General features: G+C 72.2%; 16 protein-coding genes. 8 read left to right on the top strand and 8 right to left on the bottom strand.

Annotated elements, in window-relative coordinates; translation table 11 throughout:
• Window positions 1–145 precede the first annotated feature (145 nt).
• Together EJV46_RS10140 and EJV46_RS10135 are read left to right on the top strand one after the other, a co-directional pair.
• Window positions 146–1,153 (top strand): aspartate-semialdehyde dehydrogenase, encoded by a 1,008-nt coding sequence (locus EJV46_RS10140; protein WP_131548505.1) that lies wholly within the window; start codon window positions 146–148, stop codon window positions 1,151–1,153.
• A 198-nt stretch (window positions 1,154–1,351) separates the two neighbouring features.
• On the top strand, window positions 1,352–2,125 hold the full coding sequence (locus EJV46_RS10135; RefSeq protein ID WP_240782497.1) for a creatininase family protein: 774 nt from the start codon (window positions 1,352–1,354) through the stop codon (window positions 2,123–2,125).
• Between the two features lie 45 nt (window positions 2,126–2,170).
• Here EJV46_RS10135 and EJV46_RS10130 read toward each other — a convergent pair whose 3' ends face one another.
• Complete coding sequence (locus tag EJV46_RS10130; RefSeq protein ID WP_165585457.1) at window positions 2,171–4,783, bottom strand: response regulator; 2,613 nt, start codon at window positions 4,781–4,783, stop codon at window positions 2,171–2,173.
• Between EJV46_RS10130 and EJV46_RS10125 the strand changes: the two genes are divergently transcribed.
• The gene (locus EJV46_RS10125) at window positions 4,755–5,567 is read left to right on the top strand and encodes an ABC transporter substrate-binding protein (RefSeq protein ID WP_131548502.1); all 813 of its coding nucleotides are present in this window, start codon (window positions 4,755–4,757) and stop codon (window positions 5,565–5,567) included. The two genes, EJV46_RS10130 and EJV46_RS10125, sit on opposite strands and share 29 nt — an antisense overlap.
• Window positions 5,568–5,687: 120 nt before the next feature.
• On the opposite strand, the gene EJV46_RS10120 is transcribed toward EJV46_RS10125, so the two are convergent.
• Window positions 5,688–6,611 (bottom strand): serine/threonine dehydratase, encoded by a 924-nt coding sequence (locus EJV46_RS10120; protein ID WP_131548501.1) that lies wholly within the window; start codon window positions 6,609–6,611, stop codon window positions 5,688–5,690.
• A gap of 85 nt (window positions 6,612–6,696) precedes the next feature.
• Here EJV46_RS10120 and EJV46_RS23235 point away from each other — a divergent pair, with 85 nt between their 5' ends.
• From EJV46_RS23235 to ptsP, 5 genes are all read left to right on the top strand, one after another.
• Complete coding sequence (locus EJV46_RS23235) at window positions 6,697–7,143, top strand: HPr kinase/phosphorylase (protein ID WP_131548500.1); 447 nt, start codon at window positions 6,697–6,699, stop codon at window positions 7,141–7,143.
• Entirely contained in the window at window positions 7,140–8,156 is a 1,017-nt protein-coding gene (gene rapZ, locus EJV46_RS10110) for an RNase adapter RapZ (RefSeq protein ID WP_240782495.1), read from the top strand. Before EJV46_RS23235 ends, rapZ begins: the two co-directional genes overlap by 4 nt.
• On the top strand, window positions 8,153–8,611 hold the full coding sequence (locus EJV46_RS10105) for a PTS sugar transporter subunit IIA (protein WP_131548498.1): 459 nt from the start codon (window positions 8,153–8,155) through the stop codon (window positions 8,609–8,611). Before rapZ ends, EJV46_RS10105 begins: the two co-directional genes overlap by 4 nt.
• Before the next feature lie 92 nt (window positions 8,612–8,703).
• Window positions 8,704–8,973: an HPr family phosphocarrier protein gene (locus EJV46_RS10100; protein WP_131548746.1), complete on the top strand. Its 270-nt coding sequence runs from the start codon at window positions 8,704–8,706 to the stop codon at window positions 8,971–8,973.
• Window positions 8,963–10,804 carry a phosphoenolpyruvate--protein phosphotransferase gene (gene ptsP, locus EJV46_RS10095; protein ID WP_131548497.1) on the top strand — a complete coding sequence of 614 codons (1,842 nt, stop codon included), beginning with the start codon at window positions 8,963–8,965 and terminating at the stop codon, window positions 10,802–10,804. The genes EJV46_RS10100 and ptsP overlap by 11 nt, the downstream gene beginning before the upstream one ends.
• A 113-nt stretch (window positions 10,805–10,917) precedes the next feature.
• Here ptsP and EJV46_RS10090 read toward each other — a convergent pair whose 3' ends face one another.
• The 6 genes from EJV46_RS10090 to EJV46_RS10065 form a co-directional block, all read right to left on the bottom strand.
• Complete coding sequence (locus EJV46_RS10090) at window positions 10,918–11,676, bottom strand: SDR family NAD(P)-dependent oxidoreductase (protein ID WP_131548496.1); 759 nt, start codon at window positions 11,674–11,676, stop codon at window positions 10,918–10,920.
• A 107-nt stretch (window positions 11,677–11,783) separates the two neighbouring features.
• The gene (locus EJV46_RS10085; RefSeq protein ID WP_131548495.1) at window positions 11,784–12,911 is read right to left on the bottom strand and encodes a YbfB/YjiJ family MFS transporter; all 1,128 of its coding nucleotides are present in this window, start codon (window positions 12,909–12,911) and stop codon (window positions 11,784–11,786) included.
• Window positions 12,912–12,969: 58 nt separating this feature from the next.
• Complete coding sequence (locus EJV46_RS10080) at window positions 12,970–13,236, bottom strand: hypothetical protein (RefSeq protein WP_131548494.1); 267 nt, start codon at window positions 13,234–13,236, stop codon at window positions 12,970–12,972.
• A 69-nt stretch (window positions 13,237–13,305) separates the two neighbouring features.
• Window positions 13,306–14,709 (bottom strand): HAMP domain-containing sensor histidine kinase, encoded by a 1,404-nt coding sequence (locus tag EJV46_RS10075; RefSeq protein WP_131548493.1) that lies wholly within the window; start codon window positions 14,707–14,709, stop codon window positions 13,306–13,308.
• A gap of 156 nt (window positions 14,710–14,865) precedes the next feature.
• Window positions 14,866–15,546 carry a response regulator transcription factor gene (locus EJV46_RS10070; RefSeq protein WP_131548745.1) on the bottom strand — a complete coding sequence of 227 codons (681 nt, stop codon included), beginning with the start codon at window positions 15,544–15,546 and terminating at the stop codon, window positions 14,866–14,868.
• 39 nt (window positions 15,547–15,585) lie between these two features.
• Window positions 15,586–16,662 carry a trypsin-like peptidase domain-containing protein gene (locus EJV46_RS10065; RefSeq protein ID WP_131548492.1) on the bottom strand — a complete coding sequence of 359 codons (1,077 nt, stop codon included), beginning with the start codon at window positions 16,660–16,662 and terminating at the stop codon, window positions 15,586–15,588.
• Between the last annotated feature and the right edge of the window lie 88 nt (window positions 16,663–16,750).

Raw genomic sequence — 16,750 nt, 5'->3', positions numbered from 1 at the left:
CGCGGGGGCTCGCGTTACCGCGCCGCCCGGAACCTCTGCCGTCCAGGCAGCGGAAAACGACATCCACCCCCGCGCTGCGGGCATTGGATTCGCGGAGCCCCGCGCGCTAAACGACCCCGTTTCTCAACTCGAAGGGATCCTGCACATGCGGGTCGGCGTGATCGGCGCCACGGGCGCGGTCGGTAAGGAAATTGTGGAAGTGCTCGCCAGGCGGCGCTTTCCGGTGACGGAGCTCAAGCTCTTCGCCTCGACGCGCAGCGCCGGCACGAAAACCAAGACGCCCTTCGGCGAGATCATCATCGAGGCCTATAGCCTCGAGGCGGCCCGCCATCTCGACCTCGCGCTGCTCGCCGTTTCGGGCGACTTCGCCAAGGCCCATGCTCGCGCGCTGGCCGCCGAGGGGGTCGCCGTCGTCGACAATTCCTCGGCCTTCCGCCTGGAGGCCGACGTGCCGCTGGTGGTGCCGGAGGTGAATGCGGAGGCCATCGGCGACCACCGCCTCATCGCCAACCCGAACTGCACGACGGCGATCCTCGTGGTCGCGCTCGAGCCGCTGCGGCGGGAATTCGGCCTCAGGCGCGTCATCGTCTCGACCTACCAGGCCGCGAGCGGCGCCGGCGCCGAGGGCATGGCGGAGCTGGAGCGCGAGACGCGGCGCGTCCTGGTCGAGGGCCAGCCGGCCCGGAACGAGGTCTTCGCGCATCCGCTCGCCTTCAACGTGATCCCGCAGATCGATTCCTTCCAGCCGAACGGCTACACGCGCGAGGAGATGAAGGTCGCCTGGGAAAGCCGGAAGATCATGGGCATGCCCGATCTGCCGGTCTCCTGCACGGCCATCCGCATCCCGACCTACCGCGTCCATGGCGAGGCGGTGACGATCGAGACCAAGCGCCCCGTGACGCCGGAGGCCGCGCGCGCTGTGCTGGCGAGGGCGGCCGGCGTCAAGCTCGTGGACGATCCGGCGACGCAGCAATATCCGATGCCGATCACGGCCACGGGCCAGGACGATGTCGAGGCCGGGCGCATCCGCGCGAATCCCGTCTTCGGCGATTGCGGGCTGGACCTCTTCCTCTGCGGCGACCAGCTACTCAAGGGCGCGGCCCTGAACGCGGTGCAGATCGCCGAGAAGATGAAGATCGGCGTGGTCGCTTAGTTCTTGACCTCAGACGGCGGGCGCGCGCTCCGCGCGCTTGCCTTCGCCGCGCCGCTGGAGTGCCAGGCCGGCAGGTTGAGTGGGCGGCGCCGGCCGCTTTGCGGCCGGAAGCTTCGCGGTGGCTCCGATACCTTGAGCCTGAGCAGTTGATCTGATTCCCAACACCGGCATGCTCCTCCCATATGAAGGAGCATGCCGATGGAAGTCCGCTGGGAACGTTGCACGGGGCCGGAACTGAAGGCCCTGGCCGAGAAGGGCGCGCTGCCCGTCCTGCCGATCGGCAGCCTGGAGCAGCACGGACCGCATCTGCCGGTCTGGACCGACAGCTTCATTTCCCACGCGCTGAGCGTGGCCGCGGCGAAGCTCGCGACCGACATCCCCGCCATCGTGCTGCCGCCGCTCTGGACCGGGCTCTCCGAGCACCACCTGCCCTTCGGCGGCACCATCACCATCGATCACGCGACGCTGCACGCCCTCTTGCGCTGCATCGTCCGCAGCCTGCAGGCCCAGGACTTCACGCGGCTGCTCATCGTGAACGGACATGGCGGCAACATCGATCCGCTGGCCGTGTCGGTGCGCGAGCTCGCGCATGAATTCGGCATGCCGGTCGTGACCACGACGTGGCCGAATGTCGCCCCCGCGGAGATCGCCAGGACCCTGACCACCCAGCCCGGCATCATGCATGCCTGCGAGGGCGAGACGGCGATGTGGCTCGCCCTCGACGAGGGCCAGGTCCGCAAGGACAAGATCGAGGAGGCGGCCGGCGGCAATGCCGGCACGCCATCGCCCGCCGGCTATTCGCGCTTCTACAGCTTCGCCGAGCGCGCGCCGCGCACGGGGGTGAAGGGCGATCCGCGCGCGGCGACGGCCGGGAAGGGGCAGGCGATGATCGACGCTGTGGCGAAGAACCTCGCGGCCGCGATGAAGGATCCGGCGCTCTGGACCAGGCCGGAGCAGGTCTGGAAGGTCTGAGCATCCTGGCCGGTCGTGGGATCGGCCCGCGACCGGCATCCTGGATCAGGCCAGCGTCAGGCCCAGCCGCTCCAGCAGCGCCGGCCGCTGCACCGGCTTGCTGAGATAGTCGTCCATGCCGGCCGCCCGGCACTGCGCCTCGAAGACCGGGCCCACGGCCGCCGTGAGCCCGATGATCCGGGTGCGCCGGTTTGGGTTGGCCGTCGCGCGAATCTGGCGGGTGGCTTCCAGCCCGTCCATGACGGGCATCTGAAGGTCCATCAGGATCACGTCATAGGCCTGCCCATGCGCCATGGTGACCGCGACGGAGCCGTCGGGCGCCACGTCCACCTGGCAATTGGCGCGGCCCAGAATGGTCTTCATGACGAGCTGGTTGGTGGCATTGTCCTCCACCAGCAGGATCTTGCGCCGCGGACCGTCCGCCGGGCGCGGGGCCGGGGCGGGCGCCGGCTCGGCGGCGGCCGGCGCCACGGCCATGAGCAGCCCCTCGCGCAGCCGCGCCGGCAGGATGGGCTTCAGCAGCATGGCTTCGACCAGCCCGCGCTCGGGCTGCTCGCGCCCGAGCGCCGCGCCGGAGGAGCAGAGCAGAATCGGCGCGCGCGGAACGTCGGCCAGCGCCCGGATCTGCCGGGCGACATCCATCCCGCGCACCTGCGCGAGCTGCCCGTCGAGGACGATCACGCGCACCGGCCGCCCGCTGCCGGCGTTCTTCTGGAGCATGGCCAGGGCTGTCGGGCCGTCGGCCGCCAGCAGCGGCTCCGCCCCCATGCCGGCGAGCTGCCGGGCCATGATCTCGCGATTGAGGGCGAGGTCGTCCACCACCAGCACCCGCAGCCCCGCCAGCGCCTCGGCCGGCGGCACGTCCACCGGCCCCGGCACCTGGCCGAGCTGCGCGGTGAAGGTGAAGCGGCTGCCGCCGCCGCGCGGCCGCGCCGGATCGCGCGGCGCGGCCTCAAGCCCACCGCCCATCTCCTCCGCGAGGCGGACACAGATGGCGAGGCCGAGTCCCGTGCCGCCGTATTTGCGCCGGATGGAGGCATCGGCCTGGGTGAAGCGTTCGAAGAGATGCGGCACCTGCGCCGGATCGAGGCCGACGCCGGTGTCCAGCACGTCGCAGCGCATGCGCCAGCCGCGCCGGGGGCCAAGGCTCTCGGCCGAGAGCTCCAACTCGATCCAGCCGCTGTCGGTGAACTTCACCGCATTGCCCACGAGGTTGAACAGCACCTGCCGGAAGCGGCCGGGATCGCCGACCACGAGGCGCGGCAGCTCCGGCGGCATGGAGACCACCAGCTCGACGCCCTTGCTCGCCGCGCGGGGCGCGAAGAGCTCTACGATGGTGCCGATCTCCTTCTCCAAGTCGAAGGGCACGCGCTCGAGCTCGACGGCGCCGGCCTCGAGCTTGGAGAAGTCGAGGATGTCGTTCAGCACCATCAGCAGGTGTTCGGCGGAATTCTGGATGGTCTCGGCATAGCGGCGCTGCAGCGTGTCGAGCTTGGTGTCGAGCAGCAGGCCCGTCATCCCGATCACGCCGTTCATCGGCGTGCGGATTTCGTGGCTCATGCTGGCGAGGAAGTCCTCCTTGGCGCGGGAGCCGGCGCGGGCGGCGGCCTCGGAGAGGGCGAGCTGGGTGCCCTGGGCCCGCAGCCGGTGCGCCTGGCGCACCATCAGCCACAGCGCCAGCAGAATGAAGAGCCCCGCGCCGCCGACGCCCAGCCCCAGCAGCAGGCCGAGCGACTGGTTGCCCGCCAGCGCGTCGCTGCGGCTGCGTGCGACCTCGACGACGAAGAAGCCCTGGCGGGTGACGGCGAAGCTGGCCATCACGTCGACCCCGTCCTGGTCGATGCCGACGAAGGTGCCCGTCTCGCGCCGGGGCAGGAAGTTGCGGAACGGCCAGGCGCCGGGATGGATCTGCCCGATCCCCTGGCGGCTGCCGTCGGAGCGGGCCAGCAGCGCGCCGTTGAAGGAGTGCAGCCGGATGGTGACGCCGAAGGCCTCGGCGTAGCGGCGGGAGATGGTGACCAGGTATTCCGGGTTCAGCAGCGCCACCACGGCGCCGTCGAACTCGCCGCGCCCGTTGCGGATGGCGCGGGCCAGCGGGATCGACCAGAGCCCGGTCTCGGCGATCGGCCGGGCATTGGGGGCGGCGATGAAGCGCCCGCTCTCCGGCGCGCCCAGGCGGAGCTGCTGGCCGCCGAAGCGCAGCACGCGGAACCATTCGCGGTCGCCCAGGCTGAGCCCGGCCAGACCCTCGGCCGTGGATTCCAGGATGGTGCCGCCCGCATCGGTCAGCACGATGCCGCGGAGCTGCGAGATGTCGCGCAGCAGGTTGGAACGCTGGCCGGTGAAGGCCTCGGCCCCGCCCTCGATCGTGCGCTCGGCCAGGTCGAGCAGGACGAGATCCACCGTCTGCATGGCCCGGGTGAGCTGGTCGGCCAAGGCCTCCGACACGGATTGCGTGAGTCGCTCGGCCGCGGAGACGGCCTCGCTCCGGCCGCGATACATGACGATCCCATAGACCGCGAGCAGGCACAGGATGACGAGCCCCGCGACAACCGCGTAAAGACGGCTGGGCCGCGGAGCGGCCTGGGCGGACTCCGGCTCGGTGAGGGCGGGAGCGAAGGAGCGTCGGATGCTGTCGCGGATCGCTTTAAAGCGCATGGCTTTGGCTGTTATTGCAGGACTCGTCCCAATTTGCGAGGCATGGGCGCAAATTTCTCTTCCCCCCAGGCTGGACGCGATCCGGTCACGCGGCGAACTGCGAGTCTGCATCTGGCCTGACTATTTTGCCATCTCCTATCGGAACTCCCGGAACAGCGAGCTCGAGGGCCTCGACGTCGACCTGGCCCGCGCGCTGGCGGGGCGTCTCTCCATGCGGCTCGGCTTCGTCGAAACCAACTTCGTGGCCTTCATGGACCGGATCGACGCGGGGGATTGCGACATCGCGATGATGGCGGTGGGCATCACGCCGGCCCGGGCCCAGCGCGTCGCCTTCAGCCGGCCCTATCTCGCCAGCCCCGTCTATGCCGTGACGACGCGGGACAACACGCGCATCCGGAACTGGGCGGATATCGACACGCCCGGCACGGTGGTCGCGGTGGCGGCGGGCACGATCCAGGAGCCGCTGATGGGCCGGAGCCTGCGGCGGGCCGAGATGCTGGTGGTGGCGCCGCCGCGCTCGCGGGAGGCCGAGATCCAGTCCGGCCGGGCGGACGTCTTCATGAGCGACTTCGCCTATACGCGGCGCATGCTGCTGATGCACGACTGGGCGCGGGTGATCGAGCCGCCCGACCGCTTCGGCGAGACGCTCTACGCCTGGGCGCTGCCGATGAACGACCCGGCCTGGATGGGGGAGGTGAACAATTTCCTGGGGGCCATCCGCGCGGATGGGACGCTGGCGCGGGCCGCGGCGAAGCACGGGCTGACGCCGATCCTCATCCGCTGAAAGCCGATAGGATCGGGAGTCTTTTTTGCCCTCAGGCGCCGGGCGCCTGGCCCGCCAGATGTGAGGTTGGTGGGGCGGCGCCGGCCGCGTTGCGGCCGGATGCTGCCGACGGGACAGGTTTCAGGCGGCTGAGGCCGGATCCGTGTTCGCGCCGCAGACGAGCACGCCGACCTTCGCCCCCACGGGCGGCGTCCAGGCGCCGCTGAGCAGCGCGGCCAGTGCCGTCGCGCCGCCCGGCTCCGCCACCAGCCGGGCATTCTCCCAGAGCGCCCGCTGCGCGTTGCGGATCGCGCCGTCGGTCACCAGCACGGGCGCGAGCCGCCCCGCTGCCTGCAGCTCTGCCGCGAGCGGAAACATCAGCCCGCCCACCTGCCGCGCGCCGAGGCTGTCCGCCGCCAGGCCCCCGACCGGCGCCGGCACCGGCCGGCCCGCCGCCAGCGCCTCGTGCAGAGCCGGGCAGCCCTCCGGCTCGACGGCCACAAGGGTCACGCCGCTCGCGCGGTGCCAGGCCGCGATCCCGCCGATCAACCCGCCGCCGCCCACGGCCACCAGCAGATGCGTGAGCTCCGGCGCCTGCTCCTCCCATTCCAGCGCGACGGTGCCCTGGCCGGCCAGCACCTCCGGCTGGTCATAGGCATGGACCACCAGGGCGCCGGTCCCGGCGGCGCGGGCCTCGCTGGCCTGCCGCGCCTCGTCGTAGCCCGCGCCGCCGACCACGAGCCTCGCGCCGAAGGACCGGATGCGCGCCCGCTTCGCCTCGGCGGCAATTTCCGGGACGAAGATCTCCGCCCGCAGCCCCAGCGACTGCGCCGCCGCGGCGACCGCCACGCCGTGGTTGCCGCCCGAAGCGGCGATCACCCCCGCATCCCCTGCGCCCGCGGCGCGCATCCGGTTGAAGGCGCCCCGCGGCTTGAAGCTGCCGCCCAGCTGCAGCATCTCCAGCTTCAGCACGCCCCAGCCGGGCATGGCCAGCTGGGGCGTCCGGCGGATATCCCCGGCGATGCGGCGGGCAGCGGCGGCGATGGCTGATCTATCGAATGGCATGCATATTCCCCGTTACCCGTCCGCCCTTTCAGGCCAGCCCCAATCCTGCCATAAAGTAATCTGTTGAAACATTCTGGCAGCCGGGATGCTCCTGCACGCAAGCTGTGCGGCTTTGGAAGGCGAGGCGGTGGTGATTCTCGCCCCTCCGGGCGGCGGCAAGTCGGACCTGCTGCTGCGTCTGATGGGACGCGGCTGGGACCTGGTGGCGGATGACCAATTGGTTCTGAAGGCCGTCGATGGGCGTCTGCAGGCTTCGCCTCCCCCAAAGCTGGCGGGGCGGATGGAGGTCTTCGGGCTCGGCCTCGTCGACGGCCTGCGATGGCGATCGGCGCCGCTGCGCCTCGCCGCCCGGCTCGTCCGGCGCGAGGAGGTCCGGCGCCTTCCCGCCCCGCAGCAATGGGAATCCCTCGGCCTTGCGCTGCCGTTGCTGGAGCTGAACGGCGCCGCCGTCTCCGCGCCGGATGTGCTGGCCTGCGCCATGGGCGCGCTGGCGAAGAAGCACACCCTCACCTGCGGAGCCTTCGCGGCGTGAGCAACCCCGCCCGGCCCTTCGTGCTCGTCACCGGACTCTCGGGCGCCGGGAAGGCGTCCATCCTCCGTGTCTTGGAGGATCTGGGCTTCGAGACGGTGGACAACCCGCCGCTCGCCATCCTCGACTCCCTCGTGCAGGACGGCGAGGGCCCGCTCGCCGCCGGCATCGACGCCCGCACCCGCGGCTTCGACGCGGCCGAGGTGCTGGCCGCCCTGCAGCGGATGCGCGAGCGCGCCGGCCTCGCGCCCACACTCGTCTTCGCGATCGCCGAGGAGGAGGTGCTGCTGCGCCGCTACACCGAGACCCGGCGCCGCCATCCGCTGGCGCCCGGCGGACCGCTCGGCGCCCGCGTGCTGGACGGCATCCGCATGGAGGCCGCTCTGCTGACGCCGCTGCGCGACGCCGCGGACCTGCTGCTCGACACCTCCGCGCTGCCGTTGCCGGAGCTGCGCCGGCTGATCGAATCCCGCTTCCGGCCCGATGGAGCGCCCGGCCTCTCGCTCCACATCCAGTCCTTCGCCTTCCCCAAGGGCCTGCCGCGCGAGGCGGACCTGGTCTTCGACCTGCGCTTCCTGGCCAATCCGCACTATGTGCCCGCGCTAAAGCCGCTGACCGGGCGGGACGCTGCCGTGGCCGAACATGTCGCCGCCGACCCGGATTTCCCGGGCTTCTGGACGCGGCTGACCGGCTTCATCGAGCCGCTGCTGCCCCGCTATGTCGCGGAGGGCAAGAAATATCTCACCATCGCCGTGGGATGCACGGGCGGGCGGCATCGTTCCGTCTTCGTGGCCGAGAAGCTGGCAGCCCACCTCCGGCAGCAGGGCTGGCGTGTGGATCTGGCGCATCGGGAATTGGGCCAGACGCACGATATATCCGCCCCGACGACCGCCGGCGCCCCCCAGACAGCCGGCGGACCCGAACCCTCGACTGCTTCCGAAAAGGCGGCCCCCAGCCCTTCCATGTCCCCCTGCTCCTCCAAGACCATGACTATGCCTGTGAACTGCGAATCATGATCGGCCTCGTGATCGTGACCCATGGCCGGCTGGCGCTCGAGATGCGCCACGCCATGGAGCATGTCGTCGGCCCCCAGCGCGCCGTCGCGACCGTCTGCATCGGCCCCGAGGACGATCTGGAGAATCGCCGCGCCGATATCCGCGCCCGCATCGCCGAGGTGGACCAGGGCGACGGCGTCGTGCTGCTGACCGACATCGCCGGCGGCACGCCCTCCAACCTCGCCTTCTCGCTCTCGGACCCGAAGAAAGTGGAAGTCATCGCCGGCGTGAACCTGCCGCTGCTGGTGAAGCTCGCGAAGATCCGCGGCTCCGAGCCCTTGGCCGAGGCGGTGGACCATGCCGCCAAGGCCGGCCGCAAGTACATCACGGCGGCCAGCGACCTTCCCACCGGCCTGAATGGCGCCCAGATCCCCCCATCTGGGCCGTCCAACCCCCCCGAGAGTGAATCGTCATGAACGAATGGCCCACGGAATCCGACGCCGCGCCGCATGTCCCCTCCGCGGCCGAGGCGTCGCCGGTCGGCGCCGATTGCGGCTGCGGAGGCGGCATGGTGCTGAAGCGCTCGATCAAGATCGTGAACAGCCGGGGCCTGCACGCCCGTGCCGCCGCGAAGCTGGTCGCGCTGGCCGAGCGCTACTCCGCCTGCCTCAGCCTCAGCCGCTGCGGCCAGACGGTGCCGGCCTGCTCCATCATGGGGCTGATGATGCTGGGCGCCGGCCAGGGCAGCGAAGTGGTGCTGGAGGCCGAGGGCTGGGACGCGCGCGAGGCGCTGGATGCGGTGGCCGGGCTCATCGAAGCCGGCTTCCATGAAGACTGAGGGGCCCGGCAAGCCCGCCGCCCGGCCCGCCGAAGCCACGGGCCGCGCTGCCCGCACGCACCGCGCCGCGGAGCAGCGGCTCAGCGGCATCGCGGTCTCGCCCGGCATCGTCATCGGGCAGATCCACGACACCACCCAGGCGCCGGCCGAGGTGCCCCGCCGCAGCGTCACCGACGACAGGGTCGAGGCCGAGCGCACCCGGCTGACCGATGCCGCGGCCTTCTCCCGCAAGCAGGTCTCCAAGCTTAAGACACGCCTCTCCGTCCTGCCCGAGGAGGCGCAGGAGGAGCTCGAGCCGCTGCTCGACGCCTATATCCTCATGCTCGGCAATTCGCGGCTGCTGCGCGGCGCCCGCAAGCGCATCGGCGACGAGCTGCTCTCAGCCGAGACCGCCGTGCAGGACGAGGCGGAGGCCATCGCCGCCCTGATCCTGGCCGCGAAGGACGACGACAAGGCCGGGCTGAACCGCCGCGCCGGCGAGGTGCGCGAGATCGCCCGGCGCCTGGTGCGCAACCTGACGGCCACACCCTTCCGCAGCCTGAAGGGCGTCCCGGCCGGGGCCATCCTCATCTCCGACGAGCTCACGCCGGCCGATGCCGCCCTGCTGGAGCCGGGCCGGGTCGCCGCGGTCGCGACCGAGGAGGGGGGCGCCGACGGCCACACGGCCATCATGCTGCGCGCCCTCGGCATCCCGGCCGTGCTGGGCTGCCCGGGGCTGACGACCGCCGCGCGGCGCGGCGACCAGGCCGTGCTCGACGGCGGCGCCGGCCGCATCACGCTGCATCCGGGCGCTGAGGCGCTGGCCGCCGCGAAGGAGGGCCTCGCCGCCCAGGCCAAGGAGCGCGCGCGGCTGGGAAAGCTGCGGCGGCTGCCGGCGGAGACCACCGACGGCCAACAGGTCGAGCTGCAGGCCAATCTCGAGATTCCGGCGGAGCTGCCGCTCATCGCCAATGCCGGCGCGCAGGGCATCGGGCTGCTGCGGACCGAGTTCCTCTTCATGAACCGGGAGGATCTTCCGGACGAGGACGCGCAAGTCGAGGCCTACCGCAGGATCGTGGAGGCCATGGGCCAGGATCCCGTGACCATCCGCGTGCTCGACTGGGGCGGCGAGAAGGACATGGAGGCGCTGGCCCAGGGCGTGCCCGTGCCCACCGGCCCCAACCCGGCGCTCGGCCTGCGCGGCATCCGGCTGCTGCTCAAGAAGCCGGAGCTGCTGGAGGAACAGTTCGCCGCCATCCTGCGGGTGGCCCATCTCGGCAATGTGCGCATCCTGCTGCCGATGGTGACGGTGCCCAAGGAGGTCGCCCAGGCGCGCGAGATCTACGAGCGCGTGGCGCGCCGCCTGCGCCGCCGCGGCGAGACGCTGCCCGAGAAGCTGCCGCCCCTCGGCGCCATGATCGAGACGCCGGGGGCCGCGCTCGCCGCCGATGCGATCGCGCTGGAGGCCGATTTCTTCGCCATCGGCACCAACGACCTCGCCATGTACACGCTGGCCGTGGACCGCGCCGAGATCGACGTGGCGCATCTCTACGACCCGCTGCACCCGGCGGTGCTGCGGCTGATGCAGTTCGCCACCGAGGCCGCGCTGCGCCTGCGCATGCCGGTCAGCGTCTGCGGCGAGATGGCGGGCAATCCGAAGCTCGTGCCGCTGCTGCTGGGCCTCGGGCTTCGCAGCCTGTCGATGAATGCCAGCTCCATCCCGCGGGTAAAGCAGGCCGTGCGCAGCCTCGACATCGACGATTGCGCGCGTTTCGCGCGGCGCGTGATGGAGCAGAGCGATCCGGCGCGGATCGCGCAGCTGGTGGAGCGCTTCGGCCGGAAGGCCGACTGAGGGCCGGACCGGATCATGATCCGGTCTTTCGTCCTGGCGCGCGATCCGATCGCCCCGCTTCGGGTCACCGGACACAGGCCACCCGCGCCGGCAGTTCCCCGGAAGCGGCCGGATCAGCCCACCAGCCCGCCATTCACGTGGATCACCTGGCCGGTCACGTAGTCCGCGGCCGGTGAAGCGAGGAAGGCGACCATGGCCGCCACGTCGTCCGGCGTGCCGAGGCGGCCGAGCGGGATATTGGCCACCACCTGCCGCCATTGCTCCTCGCTGTAGGCGGCATGCGCACCCGGATCCTTGCGCGTGAATCCCGGCGCCACGGCATTGATCGTGATGCCCTGCGGCCCGACCTCGACGGCGAGCGCCCGCACCAGCGCCTCGACGCCGGCCTTGGCCGCGGCGCTGGCCGGGAAGGTCGTGACGCCCATGCGGAAGACATGCGCCACGAAGGAGGAGATGGCGATGATCCGCGGCGAGCCCCGCCCCGCCATCGCCGGCAGCGCCGCGCGCGACAGCCGCGTGAAGCCCCAGAGGATGGTGTCGATGCTGCGGGCGAAGACCGCGTCGTCCGACTGGGCGAGCGGCGTCTTGTCCGCGAATCCCGCATTGGCGACGACCACGTCCAGCCCGCCGAAGGCCCGCTGCGCGCGCGCGACCAACTCGGCCGGGACGTTGGGCGCGCCGATGTCGCCGAGGATGACCTCGGCCGCGGCGCCCTTGGCGCGCACCTCGCCGGCCACGCCCTCGGCGCCCGCGGCATTGCTGCGCGTATGGATCAGAAGGGAGGTCCCGGGCCCGGCCATGGCGCGGCAGCAGGCGGCGCCGATGCCCGAGGCGGCGCCGGTGACGAGGATGACGCGGGAAGCTTCGGGCATGAATCGGTTCCGTGGAAAATCTGCGCCAGCCTGCACAGGGCGCGCGGCGCCGGCAATCCGGGCCGGACCATCGCGGATCCCGCGCCGCCGGGACTTCCCCTTCCGGCTCAGGCCCGATGCGGCGCCAGCGTCGCGGCGAAGCCCATCGCGGAGAAGAGCAGTCCGCCGAGGAAGACCGCGTGGTGGCTCTCCCCCGTCGCGCCGAAGAGGGCGGCGAAGCCAAAGCCCATGGCCGCCTGCGTCACCGCGAAACCCACCGTCGCCCGGACCCAGAGCGCGCCGGCCGCCGGGCCGGCAACCTCGCGGGCCCAGGCGAGCGTCACGGCCGAGATGCCCACGGCCGCGAAGCCTCCGGCCAGCGCGGAGAGCAGCAGCGCCGGCCACCAGGGCGCCAGCGCCAGCGCCAGCGCCGCGACCTGGACGCCGAGCCAGATGCGCGCCGCCACCGGCCCGCCGATCCGGTCCGCCGCCCGGCCGCCCAGCATGGTGCCGGCCAGCCCGCCCAGGCCGAAGATCAGCCAGATGCCGCTGCCCGCCGTCACGCCCAGGCCGAAGCCGCGCGCCGCGAAATCCGCCAGATAGATCATGTGCGGCACCAGCCCGGCGCCCGAGAGCGCATAGGCCAGGAGCAGGAAGGGCATGAGGGGCGGTCGCCCGCCTTCCGTCCGGCCGCCGGGATCGGCGGGGAAGCGCGGCTGGGCGAAGATCCAGAGTCCGGCAACGAGCGCGGCGAGGCCGAGCCAGGCCGTGCTCGGCCCCACCAGCAGCAGCGCGGGCACGGCAAGCGCGCCGGCCGCGATGCCCAGGCCCACGCCGCCTATCACGATGCCCGAGGCCGTGCCGCGCAGCGAGGGCGGCGCGGCCCGCTGCGCCGCCGGCCCCGCCAGCGACATCAGCACGCCGGCGCCGACGCCCGCGAGGAAGCGCCAGGGCAGCAGCCAGGCGACGCCGCCCGGGATCGCGCAGAGCAGCAGCGATGCCACCAGACCCGCCATGCCGGCCCCCAGCGCCGGCCGCGTGCCGAGGCGGCGCCCGGCCGCCTGCGCGCCCAGCGCCCCGAGCAGGTATCCCGCGAGATTGGCCGCCCCCAGCGCGCCCGCCTCGGCGCCGGTGACCCAGCCGGCCGTCACGAGCGCGGGAAAGAGCGGCACGAAGGCGAAGCGCGCCAGCCCGTTGCCCGCGCAGGTGGCCGCCGCTCCGGCGAAGGCGGCGGTCAGGGAGTTTCGGGCGGACATCCCGGCCAGCCTGCGCCAGGCCCGGGAATTTGGGGAGTCGGGGGCCGGCCGAAGGCCCTCAGCTCCTGCGCGGCTCCGCCTGCGCGGCGCGGATGGCGCGGCGCAGCCTGGCGATGCCGGAGCGGTAATGGCCGATCGAGCACAGATGCCGGCCCTCCTCGCCCAGTCCGCGCGGCAGCTCGGCCGTGGCCTGCGGCGTCTCCGCCAGGCGCGCCGCGAGCGTGCGGCAATACTCGGCGCTCTCCGTCGTCATCCGGAGCGGCCGGTCCGACTGGATGGGGAGGACGGCGATCGCGGACACCGGCAGGACGAGCAGCCAACGCATGGCGCCTGAATGCGCCGGCCGGGGTCACCCCCCGATGGGCCGGCCGTGAAGCCTTGTCCATACGGGATCTCAGGGCTTCGGCAGGCGGAGCACGACTCGCAGCCCCGGCGGGTCGGCGCCCGGATTCGCGTCCAGCAGCAGCGCCTCGCCGGCATGGAGCTGCGCCACCGCTCGCACCAGCGAGAGGCCGAGTCCGGAGCCCGGCATCTGGCGCGAGGAGTCGGCGCGGAAGAAGCGCTCCAGCGCATGCGCCCGGTCCCGCGGCGACAGGCCGGGGCCCGAATCGCTCACGGAGATCTCGATCAGCGTCTCCGTCTCGCGCGCGGCGAGCCGGATCACCCCGCCCTGGGGCGTGAACTTGATGGCATTGTCCAGCAGATTGGCCACGGCCTGGAGCAGCAGGTCGCGGTCGCCGACCAGGCGCAGGTGCTCGGGCAGGGACGTCACCAGCCGCTGCTCCCGCGCCTCGGCCATGGCCTCGTAGAACTCGGCCGCGTCGCGCAGCACCTCGGGCAGGTCCAGCGGCGCGAAGGCGGCGCGGCGCGCGCCGGCTTCGGCCTCCGCGATGCGCAGCAGGGCCTGGAAGACGCGGGTGATGTTGTCGAGGTCGGCGATGCCCTCCTCCATCGCCGCGCGCAGCTCCGCCTCGCCGGCGGCGGTGTTGAGGCTCTCCTCCAGCTTGGCGCGGGCGCGGGCGATGGGCGTTCGCAGGTCGTGCGCGATGGCGTCGGAGACGCCGCGCAGCCCGCTCATGAGCGCGGCGATGCGGTCCAGCATGTCGTTCATGCTGGCGCCGAGCCGGTCGAACTCGTCGCCCTGGGGGGAAATCGGCACGCGGTGGGTGAGGTCGCCGCCCGCGATGCCGAGCGCGGTCGCCACCGCCGGCCGCATGCGGACCTGCAGCGCGCGGCGGATCAGCGCCGCGCCCACGCCGGCGAAGAGCAGCACCGTGCCGAGCGACCAGGCGACGCCCTCGGTCAGCAGCAGGCGGAGCTGCACGCGCTCGCTTTCGTCGCGGCCGACCAGCAGGCGCAGGCCGGGCAGGTCGCGGCGATGCACGCGCGCCTCGGCCACGGCGCCGTCATGCTGGATGCGGGTGCGGAACCAGGCGCCGTCCTCGCCGATGGCGGTCGGCCAGTCGCGCAGGTTGCCCGCGAGGCGGCGTCCCTCGCCGTCGACCAGCAGGTAGATGGTCTCGTTCTGGGCATCGAGGGCCAGGCGTTCCTCGATGGCCTCGGCCAGCCCGGTGCTGCCCTGCTCGCGGTAGCGCTCGACGAGGGAGGTGGCGTCGGTGCGGATGGCGGCGATGGTCTGCCGGTCCAGCGCGCCGGCCGTCGCCCACCAGAGCACGGCCACCAGGAAGCCGGCTGCGACCGAGAAGATCGCCACGAAGAGCAGGGCGAAGCGGAAGCCGGCGGATTGGAGAAGACGGGGCGCCGCGGGCCTGGCGGCGACACGCGGCCGCTCAGACATTGTCTTTGCCATCAAACGCCGGGCGCCGCCTCCGGCGGCTTGGCTTCGCCGCGCCGCCGGAGCACCCGGACCGGGTGTTAGCTGGGCGGCGCCGGCCGCAGTCGCGGCCGGATTCCTGCTGGGTGGTCCCGGGCTCGATCGAGATGGCGGCTGCCGTCAAACCTCGGCCCGGATCATGTAGCCGGCGTTGCGCACCGTGTGGATCAGCGGCTTCTCGAAGCCCTTGTCCAGCTTCTGGCGCAGCCGGCTCACATGCACGTCGATCACGTTGGTCTGCGGGTCGAAATGGTAGTCCCACACCTTCTCGAGCAGCATGGTGCGCGTCACCACCTGGCCGGCATGGCGCATCAGATGCTCCAGCAGGCGGAACTCGCGCGGCTGGACATCGATCTTGCGGCCGCCGCGCGTGACCGTGCGGGAGAGCAGATCGATCTCCAGGTCGGCCACCTTCAGCTTGGTCACCGGCGCCTCGGAGGAGGGGCGGCGGCCCAGGGCCTCGACGCGGGCCAGCAGCTCGGCGAAGGCGAAGGGCTTCACCAGGTAGTCGTCGCCGCCGGCCTTGAGGCCCTTTACCCGCTCGTCCACGGCGGAAAGCGCCGAGAGGAAGAGCACCGGCGTCCGGTTGCCCTGCTGCCGCAGCGTCTCGACGAGGCGCACCCCGTCGACGCCGCCAGGAAGCATCCGGTCCAGCACCAGCATGTCGAAGGATTCGGAGGCCGCGAGGAAGAGCCCGTCCCGCCCGTTGGGCGCGTGCTCCACCGTATGGCCGGCCTCCTGCAACCCCTTCTTCACGAAGCGGGCGACCTCGACGTCGTCCTCCACCAGAAGGATGCGCATCATGTCACTTGGGTCCTTCCATCCGGACCGGCCGAACTGTCATCCAGGCCCGGGAGGCCGGCGTCCCACCTGGAGGCTGACATCCTGCGTGCGTCCGTCCCGCAGAACCGTCAAGCGGACGGTCTGTCCGGGGGTCACCGCGGCGATGCTGCGCACCAGGCTGCGGGAGGTTTCGGTGCGTTCGCCGTTGATCGCGAGAACCACGTCACCCACGCGCAAACCGCCGCGGCCCGCGGGCCCCACGCGTTCCACGCCCGCGATGAGCACCGCGCGGCGGCCCGATCGCGGATCCTCGGCGACGAGATCCTGAACCTGAACGCCAAGCCATCCGCGCTCCACCTTTCCGTCCCGCCGCAACGTTTCGATCACGGGACGAGCAAGGTCGGAGGGGGTCGCGAAGCCGATTCCGGCATTGGCGCCGGAGGGCGAGTAGATCGCCGTGTTGATGCCGATGACCTCGCCCGCCAGGTTGAAGAGCGGGCCACCCGAATTGCCGGGGTTGATGGCCGCGTCGGTCTGCAGGAAGTCGTCGAAGGGGCCGGCGCCGATGTCGCGGCCGCGAGCGGAGAGGATGCCCGAGGTCACGCTGCCGCCCAGGCCGAAGGGATTGCCCGCCGCCATCACCCACTGGCCGACCCGCATGGAGGCGCTGCTGCCCCAGGCGACGGCGACCAGCGGGGTGCGGCTTTCCACACGGAGCAGGGCCAGGTCGGCCAGTTCGTCGCCGCCGACCACGCGGGCCTGGAGCTCCTGCCCGCCCTGGATCGAGATGGTCACGCGCTGGGCATTGCCGACCACGTGGTTGTTGGTGACGACATAGCCCGCCGGATCGATGACGAAGCCGGAGCCGGCGCCCTGCACGCGCTCGCGGCGGCCGCGGAAGTAGCGCTCGAAGGGCGTGCCGCGGAATTCGGCGGGGGGCTGGACGCTCTGCTCGCCGGAGACGGCGATGTTGACCACGGCCGGAAGGACGCGCTCGGCGACATCGGCGAAATCGAAGGCGGCGCCGCGCTGGGCGATGGCGGACGTGCCGCAGCCGGCGAGGACGGGGGGCAGCATGAGCCCGCCGAGCAGAGCGCGCCGGCGGCTGACATGGGGGGAGGAGAGCGGCACCATCGGGCTTTCTGGCAGGTCCCTGTAACGGCCGCGACTCGGGCCGGTTTCATGATCTGCGCAGTTCCGCGCGGGATGCAAGCGACTCCCC

Origin of the sequence: Roseococcus sp. SYP-B2431, from assembly GCF_004336745.1 — a bacterium.
GTDB lineage: Bacteria > Pseudomonadota > Alphaproteobacteria > Acetobacterales > Acetobacteraceae > Roseococcus.
Note: the sequence above shows the minus strand (reverse complement) of the source record. Positions and strands in the feature narration are given on the sequence as shown.

Bases quoted from the DNA above. Each gene is read 5' to 3' on its own strand.
- EJV46_RS10140 (WP_131548505.1), top strand. From the start codon at position 146: ATGCGGGTCGGCGTGATCGGCGCCACGGGCGCGGTCGGTAAGGAAATT.
- EJV46_RS10135 (WP_240782497.1), top strand. From the start codon at position 1,352: ATGGAAGTCCGCTGGGAACGTTGCACGGGGCCGGAACTGAAGGCCCTG.
- EJV46_RS10125 (WP_131548502.1), top strand. From the start codon at position 4,755: ATGCTGTCGCGGATCGCTTTAAAGCGCATGGCTTTGGCTGTTATTGCA.
- EJV46_RS10130 (WP_165585457.1), bottom strand. From the start codon at position 4,783: ATGCGCTTTAAAGCGATCCGCGACAGCATCCGACGCTCCTTCGCTCCC.
- EJV46_RS10120 (WP_131548501.1), bottom strand. From the start codon at position 6,611: ATGCCATTCGATAGATCAGCCATCGCCGCCGCTGCCCGCCGCATCGCC.
- EJV46_RS23235 (WP_131548500.1), top strand. From the start codon at position 6,697: ATGCTCCTGCACGCAAGCTGTGCGGCTTTGGAAGGCGAGGCGGTGGTG.
- EJV46_RS10105 (WP_131548498.1), top strand. From the start codon at position 8,153: ATGATCGGCCTCGTGATCGTGACCCATGGCCGGCTGGCGCTCGAGATG.
- EJV46_RS10100 (WP_131548746.1), top strand. From the start codon at position 8,704: ATGGTGCTGAAGCGCTCGATCAAGATCGTGAACAGCCGGGGCCTGCAC.
- ptsP (WP_131548497.1), top strand. From the start codon at position 8,963: ATGAAGACTGAGGGGCCCGGCAAGCCCGCCGCCCGGCCCGCCGAAGCC.
- EJV46_RS10090 (WP_131548496.1), bottom strand. From the start codon at position 11,676: ATGCCCGAAGCTTCCCGCGTCATCCTCGTCACCGGCGCCGCCTCGGGC.
- EJV46_RS10085 (WP_131548495.1), bottom strand. From the start codon at position 12,911: ATGTCCGCCCGAAACTCCCTGACCGCCGCCTTCGCCGGAGCGGCGGCC.
- EJV46_RS10080 (WP_131548494.1), bottom strand. From the start codon at position 13,236: ATGCGTTGGCTGCTCGTCCTGCCGGTGTCCGCGATCGCCGTCCTCCCC.
- EJV46_RS10075 (WP_131548493.1), bottom strand. From the start codon at position 14,709: ATGTCTGAGCGGCCGCGTGTCGCCGCCAGGCCCGCGGCGCCCCGTCTT.
- EJV46_RS10070 (WP_131548745.1), bottom strand. From the start codon at position 15,546: ATGCGCATCCTTCTGGTGGAGGACGACGTCGAGGTCGCCCGCTTCGTG.
- EJV46_RS10065 (WP_131548492.1), bottom strand. From the start codon at position 16,662: ATGGTGCCGCTCTCCTCCCCCCATGTCAGCCGCCGGCGCGCTCTGCTC.